This window comes from Rathayibacter sp. AY2B9, assembly GCF_002931595.1.
GTDB lineage: Bacteria > Actinomycetota > Actinomycetes > Actinomycetales > Microbacteriaceae > Rathayibacter.
Map to the genome: position 1 here is coordinate 1 of NZ_PSUB01000004.1, position 12,493 is coordinate 12,493.

Sequence of the window (12,493 nt, forward strand, 5' to 3'; positions counted from 1 at the left end):
GGGCGGGCGGAGTGGCGGCCTGCGCGGGGTGGGCCGGGATCGCGGGCACCTCGGAGCCGATCGAGCCGGCTCCGGCCTGGACGGTGATGATCGCGGTGCCGACGTCGACCGTCTGGCCCTCGTCGACGAGCACGTCGACCACGGTGCCGCTGAACGGCGAGGGGAGCTCGACGAGCGACTTGGCGGTCTCGATCTCGACGAGGACCTGGTTGACGGCCACCTCGTCGCCGACCTTGACCTTCCAGGCCACGATCTCGGCCTCGGTGAGGCCCTCGCCGACGTCGGGGAGGAGGAACTGCTCTGTCATCGGGGGACTCCTGTGTGCTCGTGCGGGCGGATGTCGCGCGCGTCAGTACGCGAGCGAGCGGTCGACGGCCTCGAGCACGCGGTCGACGTCGGGGAGGAAGAGCTTCTCGACCTTGGCGGGCGGGAAGGGGGTGTCGAAGCCGGCGACCCGGAGGACCGGCGCCTCCAGCGAGAAGAAGGCGCGCTCGGTGACGGTCGCCGCGATCTCGGAGCCGAGGCTCACGTTCGCGGACGCCTCCTGCGCGACGACGAGCCGGCCGGTCCTGCGGACCGACGCGAGCAGCGGCTCCCAGTCGATCGGGGAGAGCGAGCGCAGGTCGACGACCTCGACGCTCGTGCCCTCCTCGCCCGCGAGCTCGGCGGCCTGGAGGAGGACGGCGACCATCGGGCCCCAGCCGACCAGCGTGACCTCGGTGCCCTGGCGGACGACGCGGCTGGCGTGCAGCGGCGCGGCGGATCCGCTGAGGTCGACGTCGCCCTTGGGCCAGTAGCGGCTCTTGGGCTCGAAGAACATGACGGGGTCGTCCGAGGCGATGGCCTCCTGGATCATCCAGTAGGCGTCGTTGGGAGTCGACGGGCTGACCGCGCGCAGGCCCGCGGTGTGCGCGAAGTACGCCTCGTTGCTCTCCTGGTGGTGCTCGACCGCTCCGATGTGCCCGCCGTAGGGCACGCGGATGACGACGGGCATGGTGATCGCGCCCTCGTGGCGGTTGGTCATCTTGGCCAGCTGCGAGGTGATCTGGTCGAACGCCGGGTAGATGAACCCGTCGAACTGGATCTCGCAGACCGGGCGGAACCCGCGCATCGCGAGCCCGATCGCGGTGCCGACGATGCCGGACTCGGCGAGCGGCGTGTCGAGCACGCGCTTCGCCCCGAACTCGGCGTGCAGGCCCTCGGTGATGCGGAAGACGCCGCCCAGGGGGCCGATGTCCTCGCCCATCAGGAGGACTCGGTCGTCCTGCGTCATCGCGCGGCGGAGGCCGGCGTTGAGCGCCTTGGCCATGGACATGGACTCGAGCTGCGACCCGGTGAGGGGCGGCTGCGCGGCCGTCGTGCTGGTGTCGATCGTCATCACTCGCCTCCGAACGATTCTTCGTAGCGCTGCAGCCACGCCTTCTGCTCCTCGACGAGCACGTGCGGCTCCGAGTAGACGTGGTCGAACATGACGCCCGTGGGAGGGACCTCGAGGGCGAGGAGGCGGCGGCGGATGTCGGACGCGAAGTCCTTCGCCTCCTCGTCGACCTCGTCGAAGAAGGACTGCTCCACGCCCTCGCTCCGCAGGAACGCGGCGAAGCGGGTGATCGGGTCCTTCGCGACCCACGAGGCGAGCTCGTCGTCGGTGCGGTACTTCGTCGGGTCGTCGCTCGAGGTGTGCGCGCCGATCCGGTAGGTCAGCGCCTCGATGAACTGGGGACCGCCGCCGGAGCGCGCGTCCTGCAGGTGCTTGGCGGTGACCGCGTAGCTCGCGAGCACGTCGTTGCCGTCGATCTGCACGCCGGGGATGCCGAAGCCGGAGGAGCGGAGGTAGAGGGGGCTGCGCGACTGCGTGGCCACGGGGACCGAGATCGCGTAGTGGTTGTTCTGGAGGAAGAAGACCTCGGGAGCCTGGTAGCTCGCGGCGAAGACCATCGCCTCGCTGACGTCGCCCTGGCTGGAGGCGCCGTCGCCGAAGTAGACGACGACGGCCGCGTCCTTCTCGGGGTCGCCCGTGCCCGTCGCTCCGTCGAGGGTGAGGCCCATCGCGTAGCCGGTCGCGTGCAGGGCCTGCGAGCCGAGCACCAGCGTGTAGAGGTGGAAGTTCCCGTTGGTCGGGTCGGTCGGGTCCCAGCCGCCGTGCGTCGTGCCGCGCAGGAGCGCGAGGACGCCGAGCAGGTCGATGCCGCGGATCTTGCCGACGACGTGCTCGCGGTAGGAGGGGAACACGTGGTCCTGCGGACGCATCGCGAACGCGGAGCCGACCTGCGCCGCCTCCTGGCCGTGGCTCGGGACCCACAGTCCGAGCTGGCCCTGGCGCTGCAGGTTCGCGGCCTCGGTGTCGAAGCGGCGGACCACCGCCATCTCGCGGTAGAAGGAGCGGTGCTGCGCCTCGTCCACCCCGTCGAGGTAGGAGGCGTACTGCTCGGCCGCGGGGGTCGGCGAGAACCGCCCGTCCGCGGAGAGGAACTGGACAGTCGGCGACTCCGTGCTGGTGGCTACCACCCGACTAACCTATCCGTCTCGCGGGGTGGCCCTCGGGGAGGGAAGCCACAATCTCGGCCGCCGCGCTGAGGAGCTTGTCGACAGAGCGCGCCTCGCCGACGGAGACGCGGATCCCCTCCGGCGGGAACGCGCGGACCACGACCCCGGCGCGCTCGAAGACCTCGGCGGCCCGCGCCGTGTCGTCGCGGGTGTCGAACCAGAGGAAGTTCGCCTGCGACTCCGGGATCGTCCAGCCCTGGTCGAGCAGCGCCCGCCAGAGGTCGTCGCGGAGGCGGGTGATGCGGTGGACGCGCTCGAGGAGCTCCTCGCGGTGCTCGAGGGAGGCGACCGCCGCGGTCTCGGCGAACCGGGTGACCGAGAGCGGGATGGCGGTGGAGCGGGCGGCGTCGAGGATCCGCGCGTGGCCGATCGCGTAGCCGACGCGGAGGCCGGCGAGGCCGTACGCCTTGGAGAAGGTGCGGGCGATCACGAGGTTCGGGTAGCGGCCGAGAAGGCGGGTGCCGTCCACGGCCCGCTCGTCGTCGACGAACTCGGCGTAGGCCTCGTCGAGGAGCACGAGGACGTCGCCCGGGACGCGCTCGAGGAGCGCCTCGACGTCGTCGGCGGTGGCGACGGTGCCGGTGGGGTTGTTGGGGCTGCAGACGATCAGCAGGCGGGTGCGCTCGGTGACGGCCTGCGCCATGGCGTCGAGGTCGTGGGTGTCGTCGGCGCGGAGCGGCAAGCGCACGCTGGTGGCGCCCGCGGTCGTGACGAGCGAGGGGTACGCCTCGAACGAGCGCCAGGCGTAGACGACCTCGTCGCCCGGGCCCGCCGCCGCGGTGATGAGCTGGGCGATGACCGCGACGGAGCCGGCTCCGACGATCACCTCCTCGATCGGGACGCCGTACTCCGCGGCGAGCGCTGTGCGCAGGGCGGTCGCCGCCGCGTCCGGGTACCGGTTGAAGTCGTCCACCTCGCGGACCCGCGCGAGCACGGAGGGCAGCGGGTCGAACGGGTTCTCGTTGGAGGAGAGCTTGAAGGCGTCGGCGGCGGCCGCGCGGCCCTGCTTGTAGGCGGGGAGCGCCAGGATCTCGGGGCGGAGGCGGACGGGAGGCTCCTGCTGGTCGGTCACCCGCCCCATGCTAGGCGGCGCGGCGGCGGGCGCCCCGCCGTTCCGCGCGCGCCGTCCCCCGCCCTCGACGGGCGTGCGCCATGCCCCCTTCCCACCGGTCGAGCGCCGCCGGTGCGGCCCGGAGGTGCGGCGGACCCGGGTCTCGGATGCGCGAACCGCCCCGCTGACCGGCGCCCACGGCGGCCGTCCCCCGATTAGGGTGCAGTGATGCGGAGTCGAGGGCGAGCCGAGCGGCGCGGGGGTGCGCGCCCGCTCCTCCGGGGCGCCACGGCCGCGATCGCCCTGCTCGTCGCCGCCGGCGCGCTCACCGGATGCACGCCCTCCGCGGAGGGCACGCAGGCGACCCCGACTCTCCGCGAGACGTCCATCGACGTCGCCGCGCCTCCGGCCTACACCGCCGCGCGCGAGGCCGGCCTCGCGCTGCGGGACGACTCGCTCGCGCTCCTCACCGCGACCGACGGCACCGTCGCGGGCGCGGCCCGCACCGATCTGCTGGTGGCGATCGGATCCCTGAACGCAGCGCTCGAGGGAGTCTCGGCCGACGCCATCACCACCGCGACGACCGCGGCCGGGGAGCAGCGGACGGCGCTGGCCGAGCGCGTGCTCGGCCTCGCCACGTCGACCCTCGCCTCCGGTCGCGGATCGACGTCCCGGCGGGCGGTGCTGACCGACGCGGTCGAGCAGCTCCGGAGCGCTCTCGCCTCGGGAGCCGCGGTCGCTCCGCTGGCCGTCGCCGTGATCGAGGCGCGCGAGCCGCTCGTCCCGGAGCCGGGCAGCGGATTCGCTCCTCCCCCGCGCCCCGCGCCTCCCGCAGCTCCCCGGCCGACCAGTGCGCCCGAGCCGACCCAGGAGCCGACGCCCGATCCCCCGGCTCCGGAGCCGGCTCCCGCGCCCGCCCCCGAGCCGACCGAGGCCCCGCAGCCGACGGCGGAGCCCCTGCCGCAGCCCGAGCCCACCGCGGTGCTCCCTCCGCGGACCTGCGCCGACGACCCCCGCCTCTGCACTCCTGCGCCCGAGCCGACCATCGGCGGGCCCCTCACCTGAGCCCCGGCTCGCGGCGCGCCCCGCCTGCGGGGATAGTGGAGGCATGAGCAGACTCCTCCTCGGCCTCCTGACCAACGCCGTCGCGATCTGGCTCACGACCCTGGTCGTGGCGGGCGTGCGCGTGGACCCGTACGAGGAGGGCCCCGCCGCGGCGGTCCTCACGTACCTGCTGGTGGCGGTGATCTTCGGCGTCGTCAACGCCGTCGTCGGCGGAGTGGTGCGGGTGGTCGCGTTCCCCCTGTACGTGCTGACGCTCGGCCTGGTCTCGTTCCTCGTCAACGGCCTCCTGCTGCTCGTGACCGCCTGGATCAGCGGCCTCTTCGGCTTCGGCCTCGTCGTGGACGGCTTCTGGTGGGGCGTGCTCGGCGCCCTCGTGCTCGCCCTGGTGAACTGGTTCATCGGCCTCCTCCTGCGCCCCTTCCTCCGCCGCCGTCAGGACTGACACCGCGGCCTCGGCAGTCAGCATCGGCCGCGCCGCCACCGCCCGGGAGGCCTCGCGCGCCATCGGTGGACGGCCGCCGCGATCGGCCTGCTGTGGAGGAGCCGCGGTGCGCCATGATGGGCGGGTGACCCCCGACTCCCCTGCGCCCTCGGCCTTCGCCGTGTGCTTCGTCTGCACCGGCAACATCTGCCGGTCGCCGATGGCCGAGGTGGTGCTGCGCTCCCTGGCGGAGCAGGCGGGGCTCGGCTCCGCGATCGAGATCAGCTCGGCCGGCACCGGCGAGTGGCACCTCGGCGAGCACGCCGACAGCCGCGCCCTCGCGGCGCTGGAGCGGCACGGCTTCGACGGGGGCCGCCACCGCGCCCAGCTCTTCGACCCGTCCCGCTTCGCCGAGTTCGACCTGGTCGTCGCGCTCGACCACGGGCACGAGCGCGCGCTGCGCTCCTGGGCGCGCACCGAGGTCGACCGGCAGAAGATCCGCCGCCTGCTCGACTTCGAGCCCGGCCTCTCCCCGCAGGGCGACGTCCCCGACCCCTACTATTCCGATGCGGCGGCGTTCGACTCGGTGCTCGCGCTGATCGAGCGCGCCTGCCGGGCCCTCTTCGCCCAGATCGAACCAGGACTGCGCGGCAACCGCTCTGTCCGCCCCGACTCCACCGACGCGCGCGCCGCCCTCGCGCAGGACACCTGAGAACCGGAAGGCACTACCGCATGACCTCGCTCCCCACCCAGCCGCTGAGCCCCCTCGACGGCCGCTACAGCGGTGCCGTCTCGTCGCTCGGCGAGTACCTCTCGGAGGCGGGGCTGAACCGCGCGCGGGTGCACGTCGAGGTCGAGTGGCTGCTGGCGCTGACCGACCGCCGCCTCTTCGGCTCCGAGCCCGTCGACGCGGCGACCGCCGAGGAGCTGCGCCGCCGCGCCCGCGACTTCGGCCAGCCCGAGATCGACGAGCTGGCGACCCTCGAGGCCCGCACCCGCCACGACGTGAAGGCCGTGGAGTACCTCGTCCGCCAGTGGCTCGAGGAGCTGGGCCTGCAGCGCATCGCCGAGCTCACCCACTTCGCCGCCACCAGCGAGGACATCAACAACCTCTCCTACGCGATCGTGGTCCGTCAGGCCGTCGGCGAGATCTGGCTGCCGAAGCTGCGCTCGGTCGTCGCGTCGCTCCGGGAGCTGGCCGTCCGCTACCGCGACGAGTCGATGCTCAGCCGCACCCACGGCCAGCCCGCGACCCCGACCACGATGGGCAAGGAGTTCGCCGTCTACGCCTACCGGCTCGAGCGGGTCGTCGCGCAGATCGAGGCGACGGAGTACCTGGGCAAGTTCAGCGGAGCGACGGGCACGTTCGCCGCGCACCTCGCCGCCGACCCCGGCACCGACTGGCCCGCCCTCGCGGAGGAGTTCGTCACCTCCCTCGGCCTCGTCTTCAATCCGCTGACCACCCAGATCGAGTCGCACGACTGGCAGGCCGAGCTCTACGGCAGGGCCGCGCACGCGAACCGCATCCTGCACAACATCTGCACCGACGTCTGGACCTACATCTCGCTCGGCTACTTCCGGCAGATCCCCCAGGCCGGGGCGACCGGCTCGTCCACGATGCCGCACAAGATCAACCCGATCCGCTTCGAGAACGCCGAGGCGAACCTCGAGCTCTCCAGCGCCCTGCTCGACTCGCTCGCGCAGACCCTGGTCACCTCGCGCCTCCAGCGCGACCTCACCGACTCGACCACGCAGCGCAACATCGGCGTCGCGTTCGGCCACTCCCTCCTCGCCCTCGACAACATCGCCCGCGGCCTGCTCGAGATCGACCTCGACCCGACCGCCCTCGCCGCCGACCTCGACGGCAACTGGGAGGTGCTGGCCGAGGCGATCCAGACGGTGATCCGTGCGGAGGTGGCGGCCGGCCGGTCCTCGATCGCCGACCCGTACGCGCTGCTGAAGGACCTGACCCGCGGCAAGCGCCTCGGTGCCGACGACCTCGCCGTCTTCGTGCAGGGTCTCGACATCGGCGACGCGGCGAAGGAGCGCCTGCTGGCGCTGACGCCGGGCGGCTACACGGGCCTCGCCTCGTCGCTGGTCGACCGTCTGAGCTGATCCGCCGGGCAGCGAGCGCGCGGATGCCGCCGTCCTCGAGCGCGAGCACTCGGACTCCTGCGTGCTCGCGGCGGCGCGGTCGACGGCGGCGCGATGTCGGGGGTCGCACCTAGCGTCGGCGGCATGCCAGCGTGCGCGATCGGAGGGTGCGCCTCCTCGGCCGAGACGGGCGCCCCCCTCGCGCTCTGCGCCGCGCACCTCGGGCTCGCGCACGACTGGGTCGCCCGGGAGGACGGCGTGATCGACGCCCTGCCCTCGCCGTGCGCCGCGTGCGGGTCCCGCCTGGGCGTCCGGCTCCCCTCCGCCTGGCTCTGCGCCGCCTGCGAGTGGCGGCTCGGCGACGCTCCCGACGGCGAGCTGCCGCCGCCCCGGGTCGACGTCGTCTACTACATCCGCTTCGGCGAGCGGATCAAGATCGGCACCAGCGGCAATCCCCGGCAGCGCCTCCACCGACTCCGGCACGAGGAGCTCCTCGCGTTCGAGCGCGGCGGGCGGGCGCTCGAGCAGCAGCGGCACGCCCAGTTCGCCGACGAGCGCCTGGAGCGCACGGAGTGGTTCGCGCGCAGCCCCGCGCTCGACGCCCACATCGAGACCGTGCGCGCCGGGGAGCCCGACCCCTGGGCGCTGCACCGCCGCTGGCGCAGCGAGGCGCTGGCCCTGCGGCTCTGACGCGTCGGCTGCGAGCGGGCGGCTGCGACTCGACCGCTGCGACTCGCCGGTTCCCACTCGACGGTTCCCACTCGCCGGCACTGCATCCGCGGGTCCCGCTCCGCCGAGCCGGACACCGGACGGAGCGACGGGGACGGAGCGACGGGGACGGATCCCGGAGGACCGTCCCGCAGCCGCCGCGCGACGCGCTCAGCGCCCCCAGGCGTCGACGAGCAGCGGACCGCGGACATCGCGGAGCCGGTCGACCAGGCGGTCCGCCAGCGCGGCCGTGACTCCCGTGGCGACCAGGTCGTGGGGGCCGAGCGGCAGCAGCTTCCCCGTGCGGATGCGCACCACCTCCCAGCCGGCGGAGCGGAGCGCGCGGTCCTTCCGCCGGTCGGCCTCCTCGCGGTGTCCGACGTGCTCGAGTCCGTGACGGCCGGTGGAGTCGTACTCGATCGCGACGCGCAGCTCGCCGAGCACCAGGTCGGGCCACGCCTCGCAGTGCTCGAAGAACGGCCGCGCGAGACGCACCGCCGTGTGGGCCGGGTCGAAGACGAGGCGCTCGGCGAGGAGGGCCCGGAGCCGGGCCTCGACGGCGGAGGCGGGAGGAGGCGCGCACCGGCTCGCGAAGGGCTCGCCGACGGGGAGGTCCGGCGTCTTCGGGCACACGCGGGCGGGAGCGCGGCCCGAGCGGCGGCAGCTGGAGGGGTGGATCGAGCGGACGGAGGAGTCGACGACGCGGCGCGCGCGGATCCGCTCGGGTCGGCGGGTGACACGGACCCGCGGCCGGTGGGCGACGCGGACGTCGGGAGCCCCCGCGCGATCACGGCGGGCGGCGCCAGGAGGACGAAGGAGTCGTCGTCGGGGGCGGCCGCCGGCGCGAGCACCTCGGCGAGCCGGCCGCCGATCATCGGCGCGGCCCGGGGCACGCGCGGCGAGGCGAGCTCGGCGCAGTCGGGGCACCAGGAGGAGCGGCGCCGCTCCCGGCCGGGACGGTGGCGCTGCTCCTCGGGGGTGGCGACGAAGACGTGTCCGGCGTCGCAGAGCCAGCACAGGTACACGTCGGCCGCGGGCGGGATCTGGCTGAGCACGATGCCCTCGTTGTACTCGGGCCGGTACTGCCGCACCAGGACGGGGTAGGACGCCCACGCCTCCCGGTAGGTGCCGACCGCGTAGGGGACGTCGGCGCCGCGCGAGAACCGCCGCCTCTGCCACCACCGCCCGATCGCCTCCGCCACCCTCCGCACGCTACGCGCGACCACCGACGCGGAAGCGGCGCCCGCGTGCGCAGGCGGGATCTCGAGACGCCCTCCGGGCTGCTCCATCAGCATGCGCGGCGGAAGGGACTATCCGCCCGCGCGGCGTGCTCCCGGCCGGCTGGGGAAGGCGGAGCCGTCCCTCGCCTAGTGTGCGGAGTCCTGCTCGTCGATGTCCGCGATCTCGGCCTCGTCCGGCTTGAAGGTCAGCGAGAACATGGCGATCGCGACGAGCACGACGATGAAGGCGACGCCGAACGAGATGAGCGCGACGACCGGCTCGCGGGTCGAGAGCATGACGACCAGGCCGACGAAGGCCGCCATCACCGCGGAGAAGCCGATGAGCTCGAGCGGGCGCAGGCGGTCCTTGCGGGTCGGCTGGAACGTGCGGGGCGTGAACTCGCCGGGGTCGCGCGTCGGGGCGGAGTCGGCCGCCGAGGCGCGGTCGGCGGGAGAGGCGGGGTCGGGCTGCTGGCCTTCGGCGGTCATCGGTCTCCTCCGGAGGTCGGTGTCGTGGGGGCGACGGGATCGTGTCCGGTGGCTGCGTCGGCGCCGGCGGCCCATTTGAGCGAGAACGCCGCGATGGCGAGGAACACGGCGACCATCACGGCGTAGGCGCCGAGGAGGCCGACGGTGACGACGGGGTGGGGCGGGAGGAGTCCGAATGCGGCGCCGAGGAGCATCGTGCCGATGCCGACGATCACGGAGTCGCGGGCGGCGAGGCCCTGACCGCGGCGGCCGCTCGAGAACTCGAGGAAGCCGGAGAGCAGCGCCCAGCCGGCGACGAGGGCGACGAAGGAGAGCAGGTTGGCGACCGGCAGTGCGACGAGCGCCGCGACTCCGGCGACCAGGGTGAGCACCGCGGAGCCGAGGGCGAGCGGGCGGGCCCGGCCGCTCCAGCTGCGGAGCCCGAGGGCGAGCGAGACGGCGCCGGTCGCGATCGCGAAGCCGCCGAAGACGGCGAGGCCGAAGGAGGGCCCGTGGTCGGGCGAGAAGGTGACGACGCAGCCGGCGACCGCCGCGATCACGGCGCGCGCGAGGGGCAGGGTCCACAGGCGGCGGTCGGAGTCGGCGGCGATGGCCACGGTCGAGCCTCTCTGGGATGGAGGGAGAAGGAGTCCGGGAGCGGACGGCTGGGCGCGCGACGGCACGGCGACGCGGACTCCACCGATTTTACGCTCCCGCGGCTCCGCCCAGGCCCGGAGCGGGGCCCGGGGCGCGATCCGGGGCGAAGTCGCAGGCGGCTCAGCCGAGCCAGACCTCCTCCACCCGCGGGAACACGGCGTCGGCGGAGAAGCGCTTACGGAAGCGCGCCCCGGCCTTCTCGACGACCTCGGCCCGGGCGTCCTCGTCGGTGATGAGCTCGGTCAGCGCGGCGGCGAGGCCCTCGACGTCTCCGGGCGCGACCACGCGGCCGCAGCCGTCGCCGAGGACCTCGGGGATGCCGCCGACCGCGGTCGAGACGACGGCGGCGTCGCGGGCGAGGGCCTCGAGGATGAAGATCGGCATCGCCTCGTCGCGCGAGGGTAGGACGGCGATGGACGCCTCGTCGAGCAGGGCGAGCAGGCGGGCGTTCTCGAGCGAGCCGAGGAACTCGATCCCCGGGACGCCGCGGTCGACGACCTCCGGCTCGCGGATCGGACCGGCGACCAGCAGGCGCCAGCCCTCCTTGCCCTCGACCTGCGCCCACGCCTTCTGCAGCACGTCGACGCCCTTGCGGTGGCTGACGACGCCGCCGAAGACGACGGTGCGGGTCTTCTCGCGCGGGGTGCCCTGCTCGAGCGCGTTGGGCACGAGGTGCACGCGCTCGGCGGGGACGTAGCGGCGGCAGATCGCCGAGGTCTCCTCCGAGAGCGAGATGATCTCGTCCGCGCTGCGCAGCACGTCCTTCACCAGGCGCGGGTGCGCGGCGGTGAAGGCGGCGAACTCACTGCCGTGCAGGTGGGCGACCGTGCGCAGTCCGAGACGGTGCGCGAGGCGGAGGAGGGACCCCTCGCGGAGGAACGAGCCGCGCTCCGAGAGGTGGACGACGATCACGGCGCCGGGCTCCCGGCGCGCGATCGCGACGATGCGGGCGGCGGCGCCGGCGGCCAGGCGGGCCGCGGCGACGTGCTCGCCCGGAGCGGTCCGGGAGGAGATCACCCGGACGTCCGAGCGCTCGAACGGCCAGCGCAGGTACCCGTTGACGACCTGCGTCATGCCTCCGGGGACCTCTCCGCTGCGGCCGACGTGGTACACCCGCGTCTTCGGGCCGGCAGGGGCTGCCGCGGCGGCCGGGCGGCTGCGGGGCGGCACGGCGAGCAGCGCCTGGATGTCGTCGCGGACGCCGCGGAGGCGTCCGCGGGCGACGAGCAGCTTCTCGAGCAGCTCGCTCCGGCGGGCGACCACGGCGGAGAAGGTCTCGACGCCGGCGGCCGGGGTCGTCCGGGACATGTCGACGGTGACGTCGTGGATCCCGATGGTCTCGAAGTGGCGCGAGGCCTTCGTCGATCCGTCCATCTGCAGGCTCACCGGGGCCGCGCCCTCGGTGAACGCCATGATGATCACGTGCAGCCGGTCGCTCATCGCGACGCGGGCCGTGCGGTAGAGCTCGCGCAGCAGGATCTCGTGCTCGTCGTGGGTGTGCGCCGGATCCCAGTCGAGGATGTCCGCGTCGAGGTCGGCGGCGAGACGGCGGGAGCGCTCGGCGTCGACGGCGACCTGCGTGACGACGACGATGTCGAGGTCCTCGCGCTCGGCGAAGCCCTTGATCGCGGCCAGCCACTCCTGCTCGGGGTAGGGGCGGGCGTCCACCTCGTGGTCCTCGCGGAGGGAGAGGACCAGCACGCGCCGCTCCTCGTCGGGCTGCGCGGCGAACGCGGTCAGCTCCGCGTCGCTCGAGCCCTCGCCGTAGCCGAGGTCGGGCATGGCGGCGCCGACGCGCATGTAGCCGGCCGTCTTGTCGTCGCGCCAGCGGGTGTAGCTCGAGAGCGCCATCGAGGGCCACATGATCGCGCGGGGCAGCGGGGCGAAGTTGCGGGTGCCCACGCCGGCGCGGATCACGCGGCCGCCGCCGAGGCGCACCAGGGCGATGCCCGGGAGCATCACGAGGTGCTCCTTCATCCCGATCAGGGTCAGCTGGATCTCTCCCGGCTTGAACACCGAGTTCGCCCGGCCGGCGAGGGCCTCGCGAGCGAGCGCCGCGTACCAGCGCAGGAGCGAGCGGTACACCGTGTCGTCCGGGCCCAGGCGCAGGCCGTCGTCGTAGCCCCACGGCGAGTGGCCCACGTAGACGTGGAGCGGACCCGACTCGCGGAGCCAGTCGAGGAGCTGGCGGCGCAGGATGATGTCGCCGATGTTCTCGTACTGGCCGCGGCCGACGGCGAAGATCGATCGGGCAGGTGTCACGGG

General features: G+C 74.0%; 13 protein-coding genes. 5 read left to right on the forward strand and 8 right to left on the reverse strand.

The annotated features are described in order from the left end of the window. From C5C25_RS05310 to hisC, 4 genes are all read right to left on the reverse strand, one after another. On the reverse strand, positions 1 to 307 hold a 307-nt coding region (locus tag C5C25_RS05310), incomplete at its 3' end, for a biotin/lipoyl-containing protein (RefSeq protein WP_308470790.1). Positions 308 to 349: 42 nt separating this feature from the next. Further along, complete coding sequence (locus C5C25_RS05315) at positions 350 to 1,315, reverse strand: alpha-ketoacid dehydrogenase subunit beta (protein WP_181027250.1); 966 nt, start codon at positions 1,313 to 1,315, stop codon at positions 350 to 352. A gap of 62 nt (positions 1,316 to 1,377) precedes the next feature. Next, the gene (locus C5C25_RS05320; RefSeq protein ID WP_104226633.1) at positions 1,378 to 2,505 is read right to left on the reverse strand and encodes a thiamine pyrophosphate-dependent dehydrogenase E1 component subunit alpha; all 1,128 of its coding nucleotides are present in this window, start codon (positions 2,503 to 2,505) and stop codon (positions 1,378 to 1,380) included. A 4-nt stretch (positions 2,506 to 2,509) separates the two neighbouring features. Continuing rightward, positions 2,510 to 3,625, reverse strand: a complete 1,116-nt coding sequence (gene hisC / locus C5C25_RS05325) for a histidinol-phosphate transaminase (protein WP_104249965.1) — start codon at positions 3,623 to 3,625, stop codon at positions 2,510 to 2,512. Between the two features lie 198 nt (positions 3,626 to 3,823). On the opposite strand from hisC, the gene C5C25_RS05330 reads away from it, so the two are divergent. The 5 genes from C5C25_RS05330 (at position 3,824) to C5C25_RS05350 (ending at position 7,865) form a co-directional block, all read left to right on the forward strand. After that, positions 3,824 to 4,660: a hypothetical protein gene (locus C5C25_RS05330; RefSeq protein ID WP_104346608.1), complete on the forward strand. Its 837-nt coding sequence runs from the start codon at positions 3,824 to 3,826 to the stop codon at positions 4,658 to 4,660. A gap of 43 nt (positions 4,661 to 4,703) precedes the next feature. Beyond that, positions 4,704 to 5,102: a phage holin family protein gene (locus C5C25_RS05335; RefSeq protein ID WP_104237970.1), complete on the forward strand. Its 399-nt coding sequence runs from the start codon at positions 4,704 to 4,706 to the stop codon at positions 5,100 to 5,102. A 124-nt stretch (positions 5,103 to 5,226) separates the two neighbouring features. After that, positions 5,227 to 5,793, forward strand: coding sequence for a low molecular weight protein-tyrosine-phosphatase (locus C5C25_RS05340; protein WP_181027248.1), 567 nt, complete (start codon positions 5,227 to 5,229; stop codon positions 5,791 to 5,793). A gap of 20 nt (positions 5,794 to 5,813) precedes the next feature. After that, positions 5,814 to 7,196: an adenylosuccinate lyase gene (purB, locus tag C5C25_RS05345; protein WP_104249966.1), complete on the forward strand. Its 1,383-nt coding sequence runs from the start codon at positions 5,814 to 5,816 to the stop codon at positions 7,194 to 7,196. 123 nt (positions 7,197 to 7,319) lie between these two features. Next, the gene (locus tag C5C25_RS05350) at positions 7,320 to 7,865 is read left to right on the forward strand and encodes a GIY-YIG nuclease family protein (RefSeq protein WP_104249967.1); all 546 of its coding nucleotides are present in this window, start codon (positions 7,320 to 7,322) and stop codon (positions 7,863 to 7,865) included. Positions 7,866 to 8,054: 189 nt separating this feature from the next. On the opposite strand, the gene C5C25_RS16945 is transcribed toward C5C25_RS05350, so the two are convergent. The 4 genes from C5C25_RS16945 to C5C25_RS05370 all read right to left on the reverse strand — a co-directional run bounded on the left by C5C25_RS16945 (position 8,055) and on the right by C5C25_RS05370 (position 12,490). Continuing rightward, positions 8,055 to 8,516 (reverse strand): hypothetical protein, encoded by a 462-nt coding sequence (locus tag C5C25_RS16945; protein ID WP_308470791.1) that lies wholly within the window; start codon positions 8,514 to 8,516, stop codon positions 8,055 to 8,057. 734 nt (positions 8,517 to 9,250) lie between these two features. Beyond that, entirely contained in the window at positions 9,251 to 9,592 is a 342-nt protein-coding gene (locus C5C25_RS16795) for a hypothetical protein (RefSeq protein WP_258069348.1), read from the reverse strand. Then, positions 9,589 to 10,188 carry a DUF308 domain-containing protein gene (locus tag C5C25_RS05365; RefSeq protein WP_104249968.1) on the reverse strand — a complete coding sequence of 200 codons (600 nt, stop codon included), beginning with the start codon at positions 10,186 to 10,188 and terminating at the stop codon, positions 9,589 to 9,591. Before C5C25_RS05365 ends, C5C25_RS16795 begins: the two co-directional genes overlap by 4 nt. Positions 10,189 to 10,348: 160 nt before the next feature. Then, positions 10,349 to 12,490, reverse strand: a complete 2,142-nt coding sequence (locus C5C25_RS05370) for a glycosyltransferase family 4 protein (RefSeq protein WP_104249969.1) — start codon at positions 12,488 to 12,490, stop codon at positions 10,349 to 10,351. Positions 12,491 to 12,493: the final 3 nt, after the last annotated feature.

What these genes read in the sequence shown, in the direction of transcription:
- C5C25_RS05315 (WP_181027250.1), bottom strand. Translation starts at nt 1,315, where the DNA reads ATGTCCATGGCCAAGGCGCTCAACGCCGGCCTCCGCCGCGCGATGACG.
- hisC (WP_104249965.1), bottom strand. Translation starts at nt 3,625, where the DNA reads ATGGGGCGGGTGACCGACCAGCAGGAGCCTCCCGTCCGCCTCCGCCCC.
- C5C25_RS05330 (WP_104346608.1), top strand. Translation starts at nt 3,824, where the DNA reads ATGCGGAGTCGAGGGCGAGCCGAGCGGCGCGGGGGTGCGCGCCCGCTC.
- C5C25_RS05335 (WP_104237970.1), top strand. Translation starts at nt 4,704, where the DNA reads ATGAGCAGACTCCTCCTCGGCCTCCTGACCAACGCCGTCGCGATCTGG.
- purB (WP_104249966.1), top strand. Translation starts at nt 5,814, where the DNA reads ATGACCTCGCTCCCCACCCAGCCGCTGAGCCCCCTCGACGGCCGCTAC.
- C5C25_RS05350 (WP_104249967.1), top strand. Translation starts at nt 7,320, where the DNA reads ATGCCAGCGTGCGCGATCGGAGGGTGCGCCTCCTCGGCCGAGACGGGC.
- C5C25_RS16795 (WP_258069348.1), bottom strand. Translation starts at nt 9,592, where the DNA reads ATGACCGCCGAAGGCCAGCAGCCCGACCCCGCCTCTCCCGCCGACCGC.